The organism is Aminobacter sp. 01T433 (assembly GCF_056398585.1).
Genome location: NZ_JBFTPR010000005.1, coordinates 207104 through 220305, shown reverse-complemented (window position 1 = coordinate 220305; position 13202 = coordinate 207104). Strand labels below are relative to the sequence as shown.

At 61.5% G+C, this 13202-nt stretch carries 16 protein-coding genes; 8 read left to right on the top strand and 8 right to left on the bottom strand.

All coding sequences use genetic code 11. The features are described from left to right. Positions 1-5: 5 nt before the first annotated feature. Entirely contained in the window at positions 6-695 is a 690-nt protein-coding gene (phoB, locus tag AC1DLV_RS10335) for a phosphate regulon transcriptional regulator PhoB (protein ID WP_476783089.1), read from the top strand. A gap of 81 nt (positions 696-776) precedes the next feature. Here phoB and AC1DLV_RS10330 read toward each other — a convergent pair whose 3' ends face one another. Continuing rightward, positions 777-1082, bottom strand: coding sequence for a GCG_CRPN prefix-to-repeats domain-containing protein (locus AC1DLV_RS10330; protein ID WP_476799444.1), 306 nt, complete (start codon positions 1080-1082; stop codon positions 777-779). A gap of 180 nt (positions 1083-1262) precedes the next feature. Continuing rightward, positions 1263-2495, bottom strand: a complete 1233-nt coding sequence (locus AC1DLV_RS10325) for an ROK family protein (protein ID WP_476799443.1) — start codon at positions 2493-2495, stop codon at positions 1263-1265. 247 nt (positions 2496-2742) lie between these two features. On the opposite strand from AC1DLV_RS10325, the gene xylF reads away from it, so the two are divergent. The 4 genes from xylF to AC1DLV_RS10305 all read left to right on the top strand — a co-directional run bounded on the left by xylF (position 2743) and on the right by AC1DLV_RS10305 (position 7795). Next, the gene (xylF, locus tag AC1DLV_RS10320) at positions 2743-3783 is read left to right on the top strand and encodes a D-xylose ABC transporter substrate-binding protein (protein ID WP_476799442.1); all 1041 of its coding nucleotides are present in this window, start codon (positions 2743-2745) and stop codon (positions 3781-3783) included. A gap of 139 nt (positions 3784-3922) precedes the next feature. Then, positions 3923-5275: a sugar ABC transporter permease gene (locus tag AC1DLV_RS10315; RefSeq protein ID WP_476799441.1), complete on the top strand. Its 1353-nt coding sequence runs from the start codon at positions 3923-3925 to the stop codon at positions 5273-5275. A gap of 21 nt (positions 5276-5296) precedes the next feature. Further along, positions 5297-6085, top strand: coding sequence for an ATP-binding cassette domain-containing protein (locus AC1DLV_RS10310; protein ID WP_476799440.1), 789 nt, complete (start codon positions 5297-5299; stop codon positions 6083-6085). A gap of 108 nt (positions 6086-6193) precedes the next feature. Next, entirely contained in the window at positions 6194-7795 is a 1602-nt protein-coding gene (locus tag AC1DLV_RS10305) for a CHASE domain-containing protein (protein WP_476799439.1), read from the top strand. A 73-nt stretch (positions 7796-7868) separates the two neighbouring features. Here AC1DLV_RS10305 and AC1DLV_RS10300 read toward each other — a convergent pair whose 3' ends face one another. From AC1DLV_RS10300 to AC1DLV_RS10280, 5 genes are all read right to left on the bottom strand, one after another. Beyond that, positions 7869-8114, bottom strand: a complete 246-nt coding sequence (locus AC1DLV_RS10300) for a YMGG-like glycine zipper-containing protein (RefSeq protein WP_476799438.1) — start codon at positions 8112-8114, stop codon at positions 7869-7871. Between the two features lie 163 nt (positions 8115-8277). Next, a complete protein-coding gene (locus AC1DLV_RS10295; RefSeq protein WP_476799437.1) occupies positions 8278-8598 on the bottom strand; it encodes a hypothetical protein in 321 nt (106 codons plus the stop codon). Positions 8599-8728: 130 nt separating this feature from the next. After that, positions 8729-9697, bottom strand: a complete 969-nt coding sequence (locus AC1DLV_RS10290; protein WP_476799436.1) for a sensor histidine kinase — start codon at positions 9695-9697, stop codon at positions 8729-8731. Between the two features lie 221 nt (positions 9698-9918). Continuing rightward, positions 9919-10083 (bottom strand): DUF1328 domain-containing protein, encoded by a 165-nt coding sequence (locus AC1DLV_RS10285; RefSeq protein WP_018429836.1) that lies wholly within the window; start codon positions 10081-10083, stop codon positions 9919-9921. 76 nt (positions 10084-10159) lie between these two features. After that, entirely contained in the window at positions 10160-10954 is a 795-nt protein-coding gene (locus AC1DLV_RS10280; protein ID WP_476799435.1) for a response regulator, read from the bottom strand. 202 nt (positions 10955-11156) lie between these two features. Here AC1DLV_RS10280 and AC1DLV_RS10275 point away from each other — a divergent pair, with 202 nt between their 5' ends. Together AC1DLV_RS10275 and AC1DLV_RS10270 are read left to right on the top strand one after the other, a co-directional pair. After that, a complete protein-coding gene (locus AC1DLV_RS10275; RefSeq protein WP_476799434.1) occupies positions 11157-11354 on the top strand; it encodes a NepR family anti-sigma factor in 198 nt (65 codons plus the stop codon). Positions 11355-11360: 6 nt separating this feature from the next. Continuing rightward, on the top strand, positions 11361-11909 hold the full coding sequence (locus tag AC1DLV_RS10270) for a sigma-70 family RNA polymerase sigma factor (protein ID WP_476799433.1): 549 nt from the start codon (positions 11361-11363) through the stop codon (positions 11907-11909). On the opposite strand, the gene AC1DLV_RS10265 is transcribed toward AC1DLV_RS10270, so the two are convergent. Next, positions 11895-12275, bottom strand: coding sequence for a response regulator (locus tag AC1DLV_RS10265; RefSeq protein ID WP_476799432.1), 381 nt, complete (start codon positions 12273-12275; stop codon positions 11895-11897). The two genes, AC1DLV_RS10270 and AC1DLV_RS10265, sit on opposite strands and share 15 nt — an antisense overlap. A gap of 162 nt (positions 12276-12437) precedes the next feature. On the opposite strand from AC1DLV_RS10265, the gene AC1DLV_RS10260 reads away from it, so the two are divergent. Further along, positions 12438-13199, top strand: coding sequence for a Crp/Fnr family transcriptional regulator (locus tag AC1DLV_RS10260; protein ID WP_476799431.1), 762 nt, complete (start codon positions 12438-12440; stop codon positions 13197-13199). The last annotated feature ends 3 nt before the right edge of the window (positions 13200-13202 follow it).

Sequence of the window (13202 nt, the reverse complement as noted above, 5' to 3'; positions counted from 1 at the left end):
AGCCGATGATCGCCCCCAAGATCATGGTCGTCGAGGATGAAGAGCCGCTGGGCGTGCTGCTTCGCTACAACCTCGAGTCCGAAGGCTACCAGGTCGAAGTCGTCACGCGTGGCGACGAGGCCGAAATACGGCTTCAGGAAAACGTGCCCGACCTTTTGGTGCTCGACTGGATGGTGCCGGCACTCTCCGGCATCGAGCTGTGCCGCAGGCTTCGGATGCGGCCCGACACCGAACGCCTGCCGATCATCATGCTGACGGCGCGTGGCGAAGAAAGCGACCGCGTGCGCGGGCTTTCGACCGGTGCCGATGACTATCTGGTCAAGCCGTTCTCGACGCCTGAGTTCATGGCGCGGGTGAAGGCGTTGCTGCGCCGGGCCAAGCCCGAAGTGCTTTCTTCGATCCTCAAGGTCGGCGACATCATGCTCGATCGCGAGTCGCACCGGGTCTACCGCAAGAAGAGCGAGATCAAGCTCGGGCCAACCGAGTTCCGGCTGCTTGAGTTCATGATGCGGCATCCCGGCCGGGTGTTTTCGCGCAGCCAGTTGCTCGATAATGTCTGGGGCGAGACGATCTACATCGACGAACGCACCGTCGACGTCCATGTCGGGCGCCTGCGCAAGGCGGTCAACACCGGGCGCATGCCCGACGTGATCCGCACCATCCGCGGCGCCGGCTACGCTATCCGCGAGGATTAGGCGACCGTTCGGCGGGACAACGACGTTTGGCCCGCCGCACGCTTGACGGACACGACCAGGCGCTTTGTCGCCAAAGTGCGATCAGCGCCATCCGCCGTTCGGCAGCCGCCCATGATAAGGTGTGTTGCGGCAATGACCGTAGGGGCCGTGCCAATAGCCCGGAGGGCAGCCGTTGCCGTAGCGCGGCGCAACCCGCCTATATTCGCCATAGCGGCATCCGCCATACGGCCCGCGCCAGCCGCCGACGCCGCAGCCCTGTACAATGGGAATGACCATCGCCGAAGCTTCAGGGGCAAGCGGTGCGGGGATCGGGGATGCTGACGCAGAAAACGATGAAGCACACAAAAGGCCGATGCCGGCCAGGATGTTACGCAGCAGACTGGTCATCGCGGGTTCTCCGAAACTGGAAGACAAGTCGGTTCCAGGTTTGGTTCCACTCGCGGTTCCCTTGCCGAGGCCTGGAGCCTGCTTCAAGGGGCGGACGCGGACTGTCATCCAGGGTGCCAGTATGGTCGCGACCGTCGTTGTAATTGCGACAGCCGAAATCAAATGTCCTTGAGCGGTATGTCAGCCCCTGTGCTGCGCGGGGGCTGGGCCTGCGGCGAAGATCTCCTGATCGACATAGAGCAAGGCGCGCATCAGGCAGCCCAGGCGGATGAGGGGGACTTCGTTCGGTTCGGTGTCGAAGGAGATCGCCTTCGAGTGCAGCCCGCCGGCCGTCTTGGCGATGGCCGCGCGGACATGCGGCTCCATCAAGTCGAAGGCGGTAGCACCCACGCCAACAAAGGCGAGCGGTGCCGGATCGATCAGCGCAAACATCGATCCCAGGCCGAAGCCGATGGCCTCGCCCGCCTTGCGGAACGCCTCGCGCTCGGGGCCGTCATGGTCGCGGGCGGCGTCGGCGAGGGCGGTGATGTCCTCGTCGGAGAGATCGGCGAGCGGCTCGGCATTCTCGTCGCCGAGACGTGCATTGCGCCATATGGCGTAGTTGCCGGCATAGGCTTCGACGCAGCCGCGCCGGCCACAGCGGCAAAGCGCGCCCTCGGGCCGGTGGATCATGTGGCCGAACTCGCCCCCTGACGAATGCGTGCCGGTGAAGAGCTCGCCCTTCAATACCAGTCCCATGCCGATGCCATGCGAAAGCAGGATGGCGATGAAATCGTCGCGGTAGCGGACTGGGTCGCGCCAGCGCAGGGCCTCGGCGATCATGTTGCAGTCGTTTTCGACCGTCACCGGCACGCCGAATTCCTGTTCGAGCCGGTCGGCGAAGGGAATGTCGTCATGCGGGGTGATCGGCGACCACAACAGCTTGCGCGAGCCCGAATCGGTGATGCCCTGGACGGCGAGCGCGATGCGCAGCACCGGGCCGTATGTCGTTTCGATGCGATCCATCAGGCCCCGGATCATGGTGACGCATTCGTCGATCAAGGCATGCGCCGGCATGCGCTGGGTGACGAGACGGCGGTTGTCTTCGACGATGGTGTTGCCGGCATAGTCGATGATGGCGGCCGACAGGCTGTTGAGGGAAAGCACGACAGCAACGATCGACGCAGCCTTTGGATCGACCGCAAGGGCGACCTGCGGCCGGCCGCGCTTCATTGCGACTTGTTCATTGCCCTTGGCTTCGGCGAGGATGCCCTCGGCGATGAGGTCGGAGGATATCGTCGATATGGTGGAGTGGCTGAGGCCGGTCGTTGCGGCAATTTCGGTGCGCGAAGGCTGGCTGGCGCGACGAACGGCTGATATGACCATGGCGCGGTTGCGCCGTCTCAGATCGTCGTGACGTATGCCGACCGACATGTGCTCGTCTTCCTCCCGGCGAAGCGCTGCCCTTCTGATGCGGCAGTCCCTAGCGCCAACTAATTGTGACAGAGCCGAAGCCAAAAGTCTTTATTTATTTCGAGTCCCGAAAAAATTAGGAAGGCCTTGCGAAACCATGTTGACAGCGGCTGGCCGTTGAGTCACTATTTTTTCGAGGCTCGAAAAAAAGAGCTTCTCCAAGGGCTATCGCGAAGTAGGCGCGCCCATTGGGCGCAGGGAGGAAACCATGAAAAAGTTTACCACCGCCATCCTGGCGGGTGTTGCCATGACTCTGTCGCTTTCGGCAGTGGCTTCGGCAAAGGACAAGGTCATCGGCGTGTCGTGGTCGAACTTCCAGGAAGAACGCTGGAAGACCGACGAAGCTGCGATGAAGGCCGCCATTGAGGCTGCTGGCGACAAGTACATTTCGGCTGACGCACAGTCGTCGCCCGCAAAGCAGCTGACCGACGTTGAAAGCCTGATCTCGCAGGGCGCCAACGCCCTGATCATCCTGGCGCAGGACGCATCGGCTATCGGGCCGGCTGTCGACAAGGCGGTTGCGGAAGGCATTCCGGTCGTCGGCTATGACCGTCTGATCGAAAACAAGGACGCCTTCTACCTGACCTTCGACAACAAGGAAGTCGGTCGCATGCAGGCCAAGGGCGTGTTCGCCGCAAAGCCTGAAGGCAACTATGTCTTCATCAAAGGCTCGGGTGCCGATCCGAACGCTGATTTCCTGTTTGCGGGCCAGATGGAAGTGCTCAAGGAAGCTGTCGACGCCGGCAAGATCAAGAATGTCGGCGAGGCCTACACTGACGGCTGGCTGCCCGCCAACGCTCAGAAGAACATGGAGCAGTTCCTGACCGCCAACGACAACAAGATCGATGCGGTCGTGGCTTCCAACGATGGCACCGCTGGCGGTGCGATCGCCGCACTCCAGGCGCAGGGCCTTGCCGGCTCGGTGCCGGTATCGGGCCAGGACGGCGACCATGCCGCGCTGAACCGCATCGCGCTTGGCACGCAGACGGTTTCCGTCTGGAAGGACGCGCGCGAACTCGGCAAGAACGCGGCTGAAATCGCCTCGCAGCTCGCCGACGGCAAGAAGATGGAAGAGATCGCCAACGTCACCAAGTTCAAGACGCCGGGCGGCCTGGAGCTGAACTCCGTCTTCCTGACCCCGGTTCCGATCACCAAGGACAACCTCAACCTCGTCATCGACGCCGGTTGGGTTGGCAAGGACGTGGTCTGCCAGGGTGTGGCTGCCGGTTCAGTTGCTGCTTGCAACTAAGACCGGATCGATCCGATCGGGAAACGCCGCGGCTTGTCCGCGGCGTTTTTCAAAAGCGCCCGCTTCATGACATGGTGGATTGCTCCTATCATGCGCACACCGGCTGCCGCGAAGACGGCCATCCGGTTGGGAGGTAACAATGGCAGATACGACTTCCAACGCGCCGGCTGACCGAGCGCGAACGACCGAGCTCAGCCCAATCGGGCGTTTCCTCAAGGCAACCGAGATCGATACGCGAATGCTCGGCATGGTCGGCGCGCTGCTGCTGATCTGGGTCGGACTGCAGGTGATTTCGAGCCTGCGCCTCGGCGTCAACCCGTTCGATTTCGATAGCCGCACCTTCCTGACCGCCCGCAACCTGTGGAACCTGTCGGTGCAGGCGTCCGCCGTGGCGATCATGGCGACCGGCATGGTGCTGGTCATCGTCATGCGCAACATCGACCTGTCCGTCGGCTCGGCCGAAGGCCTGATCGGCATGGTGATGGGCTTCGCCCAGGTGCATTTCCTGATCAAGGCCGTCGGCCTGGAACTCGGCAATCCATGGATCTGGGCCCTGGCGCTCGCCATAGGCATCGCACTCGGCCTGATGATCGGCGCGTTGCAAGGTTTCGTCATCGCCTACATGGAGGTTCCCGCCTTCATCGTGACGCTGGGCGGATTGCTGATCTGGCGTGGGGCAGCTTGGTGGGTCACGTCAGGCCAGACGATCGCGCCGCTCGATGCGACCTTCCAGCTCATGGGCGGTGGTCCGCAGGGCGCCATTGGAGCAACGTGGAGCTGGATCGTCGGCCTTGTCGCATGCCTGGCCGTGGTGTTCCTGCTGCTGCGTGGCCGCCAGCAACGCAAGCGCTTCAAGTTTCCGCTGCGGCCGGTCTGGGCCGAGGCATTTCTTGGCACTGTCACTTGCGGGGTCATCCTTGGTGCCATCTGGATCGCCAATTCCTACCCCTGGCCGATCGGCATCGTGCGTCGCTACGCCGAGGCCAACGGCATCACCATCCCCGAAGGCGGGCTGTTCATCGCCCATGGCATTGCCATTCCCGTCCTGATCGCGGTGGCGGTGGGCATCGTCATGACCTTTGTCACCAACCGCACACGCTTCGGCCGCTATGTCTTCGCCATCGGCGGCAACCCCGAAGCAGCCAGCCTTGCCGGTATCAACACGCGCTGGATCACCATGAAGGTGTTCATGATCATGGGCGTGCTGGCGGCGATCAGCGCGGCAGTCTCCAGTGCCCGCCTGAACTCGGCAACCAACTCGCTCGGCACGCTGGACGAGCTTCTTGTCATCGCTGCAGCGGTCATCGGCGGCACCTCGCTTGCCGGTGGTGCCGGCACGGTTGCGGGTGCCATGTTGGGCGCTCTCCTGATGCAGTCGTTGCAGTCGGGCATGGTGCTGCTCAACGTCGACACGCCGCTGCAGAACATCGTCGTCGGTTTGGTGCTGGTCGTGGCCGTCTGGCTCGACACGCTCTACCGCAAGCGCGTCTAACGAAATCCGGGAGGCAAGATCATGGAACAGACCCGTATCCCGCTCGTCGACCTCAAGAACATCTCCATCGCCTTCGGCGGCATCCGCGCCGTCGACGATGCCTCGGTCGATCTTTATCCCGGCGAAGTGGTGGCACTCCTTGGCCACAATGGTGCTGGCAAGTCTACGCTGATCAAGATCCTGTCGGGTGCCTACAAGCGTGACAGCGGCACGATCTTCGTCAATGGCTCCGAGGCGCAGATCGCCAACCCGCGCGATGCCAAGAAGTACGGCATCGAGACGATCTACCAGACGCTGGCCTTGGCCGACAATGTCGATGCCGCGGCGAACCTTTTCCTCGGGCGCGAGATCATGACCGCATATGGCACGCTCGATGACGTCGCCATGGAGGCCGAGGCGCGCAAGGTGATGGGGCGGCTCAATCCGCGCTTCCAGCGTTTCAAGGAGCCGGTCAGCAAGCTGTCGGGCGGCCAGCGCCAGTCGGTGGCGATCGCGCGCGCCATCTTGTTCAACGCGCGCATCCTGATCATGGACGAGCCGACGGCGGCCCTTGGGCCGCAGGAGACGGCGCAGGTCGGCGAACTGGTCAAGCAGCTCAAGGCCGACGGCATCGGCATCTTTTTGATCAGCCACGATATCCACGACGTGTTCGATCTCGCCGATCGTGTCTGCGTGATGAAGAACGGCCAGGTGGTAGGCACCGCGCGCACCCAGGAAGTGACCAAGGACGAGGTGCTCGGCATGATCATTCTTGGCAAATGCCCGCCCGGAGCTGTCCCAGGACCTGGAGCGATGCAGATCGCGGCCTGACCCGGCTTTGCCGGCTTATGAAACTGGCTTAGAGATGATCGCGAAAAGCTGTTCCCACTTTTCGCGATCATGCGTTAATGGGTAAAGGGTGACGCGAGCCAGCCAGAATTGAGAAAGTACTTCCCCAGTCTGATTTTTGTTGCCGTCACGCTCGTCAGCCTGACGATGGCGGCACTCGTCTATCTGGCGACAGTCGAGGCGGCACGCATCAAGTTCCAGTCGGTGGCCGACGATGCGCTCAACCGGATCGAAGGCAGGGTGGAGTTCGACCTTGCCCTGCTGCACGCGACTCAGGCCATGTTTGCGGCCCAGAAGGGCGACATCTCGCGCGACCAGTTTCGCGACTATTTCGCTTCGCTGGATGCCGAACGGAAATTTCCGAGCTTGCGAGGTGTTGGTTTCCTTCGGCTGATCGACAGCGACCAAAGCGAGGCCGTTACGCGCGAGCTGAAGGACGGCTACGGCATCGACCGATCGCCGTTTCCGGAAACCGACCTCAAGTGGCGGACGCCGATCGTGCTGTTCGAGCCAATGAGCAAGGCCAGCCTCGATGCGATGGGCTTCGACATGGCGACCGATCCAGCACGCCGCACCGCGATCGAATCGGCGATGGCAGCACAGGGCGAGCCCAGGGCGACGGGCAGGGTGTTGCTGGGCCAAGGTGACAATGAACGGCAGCCCGGGATCTTGGTGTTTTCGCGCGTCGACCGCCCTGCCGCCGAGGGGCCTGCGCCGGCCGGCTTCCTCTATGTCGCGTTCCGCACTGGCGAGCTGTTCCAGGCAGCGCTCGGCAAGGGGCCGCTCTTGCCGGTTTCGGTCGAAGTATTCGATGGAACGGCAGGCGACGACACGCTGCTGTTCCGCTCCCAGGTGCCGCCCGACCCTAGCTATGGCGACAATTTTTCGGTGACGCGCGAGGCCAATGTCGCCGGCCGCAAATGGACTGTCAATTTCCGGCCAAGCACGGCTTTCGTAGCGCCATCGCCTCGTGCGGCGCCGTTGATGCTGGGGGTTTTCGGGCTGGTGCTTGCAGGCTCCATCGCGCTGGTCGCGCGCTATCAGCAGCGCGCCTATGAGGCAGCCAGCCTGCTTCACGAGACGACCGAAAAGAGCCTTCTCGAAAAGGATCTGATGCTTCAGGAAATGAAGCATCGCATCAAGAACCTTATCGCGCGCGTCCTGGCGATGGCACGACAGACGGCTGCCGGCTCGAAGGATGTCGACGAGTTCTCCGCTTCGTTTTCAGCGCGCCTGCAGGCGATGGCCTCCTCGCAGGACATGCTGACACGGTCGCGCTGGCAAAAGGCCGATCTCAGTGAGCTGCTGCGTATCGAACTCGGCCAGGTGTTCGGAAAAGAACTGCCCGAGGGCATGACAACCGGTCCCACGGTCGAACTCGACGAAACGACCACACAGGCGCTCGGCTTGACCTTCCACGAACTGGCGACCAACGCGCTGAAATATGGCGATGGCGACAACTCCGTCGGCGGGCTTAAGGTGAATTGGCACCTGAATGGTCAGGGCAAGGGGCGTCGGCTGGTGCTCAACTGGGCGGAGCGCAATGGCAAGGGCGTTTCAGAGCCGGAGAAGATCGGCTTTGGCACCAAGCTGATCGACATGAACATCACCCGCGAACTGGAAGGCCGGATTGCCCGGCACTATGCGGATGACGGGCTCAGGGTCGAGATCGACATACCCTATCGCGGCTGACGGGTCTTCCGTTGCCGGACAAACAAAACCCGGCGCCGACATTGTCGACGCCGGGTTTTCAAGCAACTCGCGTTTAGCGGCAGCGTGCGGTGTAGAGCTGTCCGCGGCTGTTGCGATACTCGCAGTAGCCGTTGCGCAGGTTGCGCACGAGAAGGCCGGATGCAGCGCCGACGGCACCGCCAATCAATGCACCCTTGCCGCCGCCGATCAGGCCGCCAGCCACAGCACCTACACCCGTGCCGACGGCGAGGTCGCGCTCGGTGGTCGTGCAGCCCGAAATCGCAACCACCGCTGCAAGGGCAATAAGTAGTTTCTTCATGTGGTCAGTCCTCTCGCTTTCAGATCGTCCCTTCCGACACTTAGCGCATCGGCCCAAAAATCGGAATCGTTTTTCGGATCGCAGCACCTATTCAACTGGTCCCGCGTATCCGCCACGTGCCGGTTCCTCGGTGTGACAGGATTTGCCGGATACAAATCCGACACTAATGAACATAGGCTGCCTTGGGGCGTGCCTGACCGGACGCAACAACGACGTTGGAGATCGAAAGAGACGCCTCGAGCGTTCCGTTCGGCAAGACGTTCCAGGTCAACTGATCGTAATCGTCCTCAAGTGCCGGGTCGACCTCCAGGCACTTGGCAAAGACGCGCGGATGCTGTGGAGCCAGCACGCGCAAGGTCTTGGGCAATGTCGCCTGGCAGTCCTCGAAGGCTTCAAAAACGGCGGTGGGGGGACGAACCTCCCGGCAACCAGACAAATCCTGCGAGCAGGAAACGACCAACAGAAGTGCTGCGATGTGTTCCATGGCAAACCACCTTGCCCAAGAAACGACGATGCCCGGCTAAAAGTTCCGTGCTCTCAGCGACTCATTTTTCTGAAATGCGTTGGCGTTTGATTCTTCGACGCTTGAACGTGAAGGAGCCGGGTGCCGACTTCTACTCCATCGCGAAATTGGCCTTGGGCATGACGAGCCTGTACTCCAGCGTCGTGGTGCCGATATCGAGCTCCGCGGAGCCGTTGAGCGCAGTCGGCACCACGCGCTCCAGCGCCACGCTGCCAAAACGCTTCTTGCGCATCGTGCTGTCTGTCACTGGGCCTATCGCCTCGGACCAGTGCACGGTCATATGCTCTTCGCCGTCGGGTCCAGCCATAATTCTGGCGGCCGCGACCTCGACATAACCGTCGGCGCGGGAAAGCGCGCCGTAGCTCACCGAATTGACCGCTAGCTCATGGACAGCAAGGCCGATATGCAGGGCGGCGTTGGGGTTAAGGTAGGGATCGTCGCCGGAAAAGCGCACGGTGTGTTTCGTGTCGATGCTGTAGCGGCTCACCTGGCCAACGACCAGTTCCCGGAACCCGGCGCCGCGCCAGTTGGAGGAGGTTACGAGGTCCTGCGACGAGGCGATGGACTGGAGCCGACCGCGGAACCGCTCGAGAAAGCCGTCGATGGAGCCGGAATAGTGCCCGGTCTGGCTGGCGATACTCTGGATGATGGCAAGCAGGTTTTTGGAGCGGTGGCTGACCTCGCGCAAAAGCGCCTTCAGCGTCTGCTCGCGCCGCTTCTGCTCGGTGGTTTCCATGACGGTAACGACCACGCCCTGAACCTGGCCGCGATCGGAGACGTCGGCATCGATACAGACTTCGAACCAGCGCATGCCGGCGGCGTTGTCGGCAACGCTGATCTCGAGTCCGTCGGAATTGCCGGTTGCGATGACATTTTTCTTGGCGGCTACCAGGCGGTCGGCCTGCTGATGCGGCAGAAGATTGCCGTCGCCGGCCTGATCCTCAAGCAGTTCAGCCCAAGGCGGCTGCAGATTGTGCGACCACATCGTGCGTAGCTTGCGGTCCTGGTAGAGCACGGCGATGCCGGCATTGCGGGAAGCATGCAGGAGTGCCGCGTCCACCCGTGAACTCTGTCCCGTTGGGGGAGTGGGGTTGGCCATGCGACAAGTGCCTGCCTTTGCCCTGCTGAGCGAATTCTTCGATGCTTGCCGGAGACACCGGCCGGTACCGAAATGGGACCGCCGGGTAACGCTTCAGATTAGTAGCGCTACCCGGCGGCGCTGGACTCCGACTGAGGGGGCCGGCTTCCAGTCTGGGTTTCGTTCTTCATTTTCCTGTCTGATCACGCGCGCCTGAAAAGGCCCGCGATCAACGAAATGACCAGGAATGCCAAGAAGATGAAGAACAGGATCTGCGCGATGCCAGCGGATGTTCCGGCGATACCACCGAAGCCGAGGGCGCCGGCGATGATCGCGACGACGAGGAATACGAGCGCCCAATAAAGCATGGTCTATCTCCTTCAAATGACGAATGAAAAACGTACCGCCCCAAGGTTGGTTCCCTGAGGTGGTGCTAAAAAAGGCCTATGCAGCAGCTTTCGCCTGCCTGTCAAAGAACAAAGCTTGACTTATCAGCGCCTTGACCATTTCGGGGTTGAACGGCTTGGTGACCAGGAACGCCGGCTCCGGCCGCTCGCCGGTCAGAAGGCGCTCGGGGAAGGCGGTGATGAAGATCACCGGCAGCGGGGCAGAAGACAGCATCTCGTTGACGGCCTCGATGCCTGAGCTGCCGTCGGCGAGCTGGATATCGGCCAGGATCATTTTGGGCCGTGTCTTCTTGAACATGGCTGTCGCTTCCGCATGGGTGCGTGCCGTGCCGACCACGCGATGGCCGAGGCTTTCCACCATTTCTTCGATATCCATGGCAATCAGCGGTTCGTCCTCGATGATCAGGATATCGGTTGCGACCTGGCGCGATATGTCGCCGCTTGCTTCCTGGAGCAGCTGGGCAAATTCGTCCTGGTCGGCATCGAGCACCTCAGCGGCTTCGACGTCATTGAACCCTTCGACGGCGACCAGCAGGAAGGCCTGACGCGGGCGTGGAGACAGTGCTGCGAGATTGGCTGCGGCGCGCTTTTCCCAGGCCAGCGAAGACGATTCCTGCGGTACGCGGAACGAAACCGATGTGAACAGGCGGGCAAATACCTTGTAAAGTGCAATGCGGTCGTTGGATGCGGACGGGAATACATCGATGTCGTCGATAAGCGCTTCGAGCATCGCGGCCACCAGTGCATCGCCGCTTTCCTGAGAACCCGACACCGCGCGCGAGAAACGGCGGAGATAGGGCAGGTGCGGGGCGATTCTCGTGGATAGAGTCATAGTCGACGTCTCCCTCATGTGACGGTGTCAAAACTGCTTTGAAGCGAGCACACAACGCATTGTCTGTGCAAAAGTTCCTCTTTTGTGGAACCTATCCGCATTTGGGGAGTTTGTTGCAAAATTCGGGAAACCGATAAGGGTTGTTGCGCGCCGTCATTTCGGGGGCGGGACGTTTGACATTGCACAAGGGCAAAGCAAGCATATGACTAAGCAGACAAGTGGTGCAGGCAACGCCGCGCCGAATCGTCGCCGGGATGGCGAGCCTCTTGGAGCAAACTCCGAAATCGGCCGAAAACTGAAACAATATTACGATGAACTGGTGTCCGACGAGGTGCCGGATCGTTTCGCCCAGTTGCTCAGCCAACTGGAAGAAGCCGAACCCGCGCAGCAGAAGGACTGACCACTCATGGCAGCTTCCCTCGGTTTCAAGGGCGACTTGCTCGCGGCGATCCCTGGCCTGCGCGCTTTCGCCATGTCGCTCTCCCAAAATGCGGATAGAGCCGACGACCTGGTCCAGGAAACGCTGGTCAAGGCGTGGGACAAGCAGACGAGCTTTCAGCCGGGCACCAATTTGAAGGCCTGGCTGTTCACCATCCTGCGCAACGAATTCTATTCGCAGATGCGCAAGCGCGGACGCGAGGTGCAAGACAGCGACGGCCTTTTGACCGCGCGCCTGGCCGTGCATCCGAGCCAGCCCGGTAGGCTTGATCTCGACGATTTCCGCAAGGCGCTCGAGCAGCTTCCCGAAGACCAGCGCGAGGCGATCGTCCTGATCGGCGCATCCGGCTTTTCTTATGAAGAGGCAGCCGAAATCTGCGGTTGCGCGGTCGGCACCATCAAGAGCCGCGTCAGTCGCGCCCGCAACAGGCTGCAGGAGATACTCGATATCTCGGGCGAGGCCGATTATGGCCCCGACGCGATCGCGGCCCAGGTCATGGGATCAACGGTCGGCTGAGCGGGTCTTTCGGATGCTTTCGGCAACCGCCTCGACGAGATCATCCCCCGCATAGGGCTTGCTTACCAAGGCAACGTCCGGGAAGCCGGTGAAGATTTCGTCCAGCTGGTCGTAGCCCGAGGCGAAGATGAACGGTACGCCTGCAGCTGCAAGGCCGCGGGCGAAGTCGAGCGTCGGCTCGCCATTCAGCATGATATCGATGATGGCCGCGTCATAAGGTTTCGCGGCTTCCTGAGCCTCGCGCAGACTGCTGGCGATGACGACATCCCCGGCACCATGGTCCTTGCAAAGCTGCTCGACGTCGAGCGCGATCAAGGCCTCGTCTTCAAGCACAAGGATACGCAATCCTGAAAGCGGGGTTGGCACGTCGAGGGGCACTCCATGAAATTGAAACTGAACATGGCGGTAGTCGCGTCCGCTGTCATTTAAAAAAGACATGCCAGACAAGGAAGCGGCCGTCGACCCCGATGCGGCGAGGAACTTTTGCTGGCCTGACCGCGTTGCCGATCACATTCCTTGGAGAATAGCATGAGCGGGCAGAGCATTTCGACGGAGATGGCGCGGCAGGTTTCGTGCGAAAAGTGTCCGCTGCGGTCATTGCCGACTTTCAGGGCTTTCGACAATGAAGAACTGGCTTTCGTCAGCGGCTTCAAGCGCGGAGAACTTTCCGTCGACAAGGGTGCGACATTGCTTTCGGAAGGCAGCAACAGCGCACATCTGTTTACCGTGTTTGCGGGATGGGGCTTTCGTTACAAGCTGCTGGAGGATGGTCGCCGCCAGATCCTGAACTACGTTCTGCCGGGCGACATGATCGGATTGCAGGGCAGCCTGATGGGCGAGATGCAGCACTCGGTCGAGGCGTTGTCGCCGATGCTCTTGTGCATGTTCGAGCGCGACCGGCTGATGGAACTCTATCGCGGCTACCCTGGCCTCGGCTACGACATCACATGGATTGCGGCGCGCGAAGAACGGATGCTCGACGAGAATTTGTTGAGCGTCGGACGCCGTTCAGCGCTTGAGCGCGCAGCCTACCTGCTGGCTTTCGTTGCCAGCCGGGCGCGCAAGGTCGGCATGAATGGCGCAGGCGACGTCGAGATTCCGATCACCCAGCAGCATCTTGCCGACACGCTCGGACTTTCGCTTGTCCATACCAACAAGACGATCAGGAAACTGATGGACCGCAAGCTCGTGCAGTGGCGCGATGGTGGCTGCAAGGTGCTCGACATCGAAGGGCTGATGTCGCTCGCTGACTGGAGCGGCCTTGACGAAAGCGTGCGTCCTCTCTTGTGAGCG